The organism is Planktotalea sp. (genome assembly GCF_049680325.1).
GTDB lineage: Bacteria > Pseudomonadota > Alphaproteobacteria > Rhodobacterales > Rhodobacteraceae > Planktotalea.
In genome coordinates, this window is record NZ_JBAUHO010000389.1 from 1 (window position 1) to 3,336 (window position 3,336).

A 3,336-nucleotide genomic window follows, 5' to 3' on the forward strand; every position below is an offset into this window, starting at 1 on the left:
GCCCCCCGAACCCCCAAGGTATTTTTGGACCAAAGAAGACAGCGGTTAATCTAAGGGAAGGCCCGAGGGGACCTTGTTCGGGCGGCCCAAAGGGCGCGTGAGCGCGTTTTTGTCTGTGAGGCTGTGAAGGAAGGCTTCCAACGCCGCGATTTCCGGGGTGGTTAGCGCGACAGGTGTGATATCGAGCGACGCATTTTGGCGCGCCATTTCGCGGCTGTCCGACTGGATTACGAAATCTATCGCCTCGAGCCATGAGGCATCGGGAAGTTGCGCCATATCGCGCGTCCAGCTGGACTTGGAGGCGAGCGGATCTGCGTGGTGACGGATAATCTGGGGCAGCGTGCGGAATGCGCCATTGTGCCCATAGGGGGCGGTAAGCGCGACATTGCGAAGCGAGGGGGTTCGGAAGCGATAGGCATCTTCCAATTGATCGCTTTCGCCCATGCGCCCCACATCCCGCGCTATCGGATCAAACCTGCGTGTGCGGCCGGGGCCGAAGGCAGGCAGGGACAGCGCATGGAAGTTCTGATCGCTAAACAGCGGACCGGAATGACAACTGGCGCAATTGGCTTTGCCGTAAAACAGCTGCATGCCTGCGACAGCCTGCGCCGAGAGCGCCGCTCCGCCGTTCAGGAAGTCATCGAACGGGCTTTGATAGCTTTGCCATTCGGAATTTATGAAAGCCCCAAGAGCGTTGCCGATATGGGTGATGCGGATGTCCTGGGCCGTTTGAACATCCGCAAAGGCGTTTGTAAACAATTCGGCATATTCGGGGATCACGCGCACGCGCTTGGCAATGATCGGCCAGGCAGCATCGATGCGGTCATGCACCGCGCCAGCGATCTGGTTCTCTTTGGGATTGCCCGCCATTTCAAATTGCGCCGTCAATGGGAACAGGGCCTGCGCCGCCGTGATCGTATCAAGCCCCTGGGGAAGCCATTCCTCGGCCGGAGAGTTATAGCCGTTGCCGTAGATATCAGAGATGGACAGCCGCCCGTCGTGAAACAGGTTGCGGATGCTTTTGTGACCAATATTCCAAAGGGCAGGCGCGTTGCGTGGAATACGCTTGCGGATGCGGTCCTCGCCAGTACCTGCCGTTCTTTTCGCGCCGACACCCGTGCCACCTTCGCCGATGCCAAGGCTTAGCCCGTCCGCGCCAGCGAGATCGTGGTGATGACAGGTGCCGCAGGAGATGTTGCGATTGCCGCTCAGGATTTTATCATAGAACAGTAACTGCCCGATCCTTGCCTTTTGCGGATCACTGGGATGAAACTGATCGGGGGTAAGCGGCGCAGGTAACCCATTTGCCAGCGCAATGCCCGGCAACAGTGCAAGGAGCGCAATATGCGCAAGTTTTTGGCGACGCTGGCAATTCTGGCTTCTCCGCTGATGGCGGAAATCGAAGTAGGGCGTGATCTTATGGAGCAGGGCCGCTTTGTCGAAGCGCGCGAGGCGTTCTGGCCCGCGGCCCGCTCTGGCAATGCGGACGCCGAGGAATTGATCGGCGTGATGTACGCGCTGGGCCTTGGGGTTGAACAGGACTACGAGCGCGCGTTTGAATGGTATCTGCGCTCTGCCATGAAGGGCCATCCGGGCGCGCAAAGCGGGGTGGGATGGTACTATGAGGTCGGTCTTGGTATGCCCGCACCCGATCTGACGCGCGCCTATATGTGGTATGTGCTTAGCGCGATAGGCGGCGATCCCGACGCTGCGATCTCTCAGGAAGAGGTCGTGAAGAAGATGAGTGCCGAGCAGATTGAAAAAGCGCATGTGCTGATCGATGACTACCGAGTTTGGATGTATCCGTTTCGATAAAGTGTAGCCATGGTTTCGCGCTTTGCGCGAGAGTTTATTTTGCAAAATGAAGACAGGGCGTTAACCTTAATGCTCGTTAAGGCTCCTATGTCTTCTCGTTAATGAAATATCCCCGCCAGAGGCTCCGACGGGGATACTTTCGATCAGGTTTCAGGTCTTATTTGATGTCTGCCATCCGGCCCGCGTTGATGGAGGCTTCTGCCTCTGCAACCGCGCTTGTCAAAGCATCAAAGATCACCTCGCCGCCATCTACATTGCCTTTGAACCAGTCATAGACTGGTGCAGCGGCTTCTTTGAAAGCGGCCTTTTCGGCGGGTGTTGGCACATAAAGATCGCCGCCACCTGCGACGAACTCTTCATAGGCAGCAATCGACTTGCGCTTAGGGGACGCGAACGTCGCTTGCTGAAGCTGGTAGAAGCCATCGACCACAACGGCGCGCATGTCTTCTGGCATCGCCATGAATTTGTCGTTGCTCATCCACCAGAGCGCACCCATGTAGGCGTGACCGTCCAGCGTGACATATTTCAGACCCGCATCAGGGAACTTCATGCCCATGATGTCGGTGATACCGTTTTTGGAGCCTTCAACAACGCCCGTCTGGAACGATGTGAACAGTTCTGGCCATGGAATCGGCGTCGGGGAGGCACCGAGCGCTTTGACCAATTCCTGCGGCAGGTCCGCGACGACCGTGCGGATTTTCAGCCCTTCCATATCGGAGGGGTTGGCCACGCGGCGTTTTGTATTGGCGAAGTTGCGCCACCCGCCGGTGTTGCCGACTGTCATCAAGCGGATTTTGCCGCCGGAAGATTCAAGCGCCATGTCACGCATTTTGCGCGTGAAATCGCCTTGAAGCACGGCTTCTGCAACGCGGTCATCCGCCATCAGGTAGGGCAGGTCAAGGACCTGTACATAAGGGAAGATGCCCGCTGCGCCGCCGGATGTGGAGATGTAGACGTCGATCGAACCATCTGCCACGCCCTGCAAGCATTCTGCACCTTTGGAGCAAAGCTGCGTGCCGATAAACAGTTCGACTTCGATTGCGCCGTTAGACGCGGCTTCGACGTAGTTCTTGAAGACGACCAGACCGTCATAGTCTTCGTCGTTTTCATTCGAGTTTGCCGTCGCGCGGATCGTATAATCCGCGGCGCTTGCTGCGATGGAGCTCGCCGCAATAAGCCCTGCTGCAAGCAGCGTTTTGGTCAAGGATTTTATCATGTTTTTGGTTCTCCCAGTTGGTGTTTTTAGTTAATTCACGAACCCCGTCAGGCGGGGGATCGTCATCGAAATGGCCGGAATATAAGTGATAAGGAAGATCACGAATATTTCGACCAAAAGGAATGGTATGATGGCGCGGGCGATAGCTTCGACCCGTTCGCCGCTCACGGAGCTGGCCACGAACAGCACAAGGCCCATAGGCGGCGTGGCAAGGCCGACGGTCAGGTTCACGCTCATGATGATGGCGAAATGCACGGGGTGGACGCCAAGATCGACAAAGATGGGACCCAGGATCGGGCCAAGGA

At 57.1% G+C, this 3,336-nt stretch carries 4 protein-coding genes; 1 reads left to right on the plus strand and 3 read right to left on the minus strand.

Annotated features, from left to right (window positions below):
- Positions 1–45: 45 nt before the first annotated feature.
- Positions 46–1,317 (minus strand): cytochrome-c peroxidase, encoded by a 1,272-nt coding sequence (locus tag WBC85_RS17305; RefSeq protein ID WP_424440320.1) that lies wholly within the window; start codon positions 1,315–1,317, stop codon positions 46–48.
- Positions 1,318–1,344: 27 nt separating this feature from the next.
- Between WBC85_RS17305 and WBC85_RS17310 the strand changes: the two genes are divergently transcribed.
- Positions 1,345–1,815: a tetratricopeptide repeat protein gene (locus tag WBC85_RS17310; RefSeq protein WP_424440311.1), complete on the plus strand. Its 471-nt coding sequence runs from the start codon at positions 1,345–1,347 to the stop codon at positions 1,813–1,815.
- A gap of 157 nt (positions 1,816–1,972) precedes the next feature.
- Here the strand turns inward: WBC85_RS17310 and dctP are convergent, their stop codons facing one another.
- On the minus strand, positions 1,973–3,031 hold the full coding sequence (gene dctP, locus WBC85_RS17315) for a TRAP transporter substrate-binding protein DctP (protein WP_424440314.1): 1,059 nt from the start codon (positions 3,029–3,031) through the stop codon (positions 1,973–1,975).
- A 30-nt stretch (positions 3,032–3,061) separates the two neighbouring features.
- Positions 3,062–3,336 (minus strand): TRAP transporter large permease subunit (locus WBC85_RS17320; RefSeq protein WP_424440317.1); only part of this gene is annotated, 275 nt, incomplete at its 5' end.

Bases quoted from the DNA above. Each gene is read 5' to 3' on its own strand.
- WBC85_RS17310 (WP_424440311.1), top strand. From the start codon at position 1,345: ATGCGCAAGTTTTTGGCGACGCTGGCAATTCTGGCTTCTCCGCTGATG.
- dctP (WP_424440314.1), bottom strand. From the start codon at position 3,031: ATGATAAAATCCTTGACCAAAACGCTGCTTGCAGCAGGGCTTATTGCG.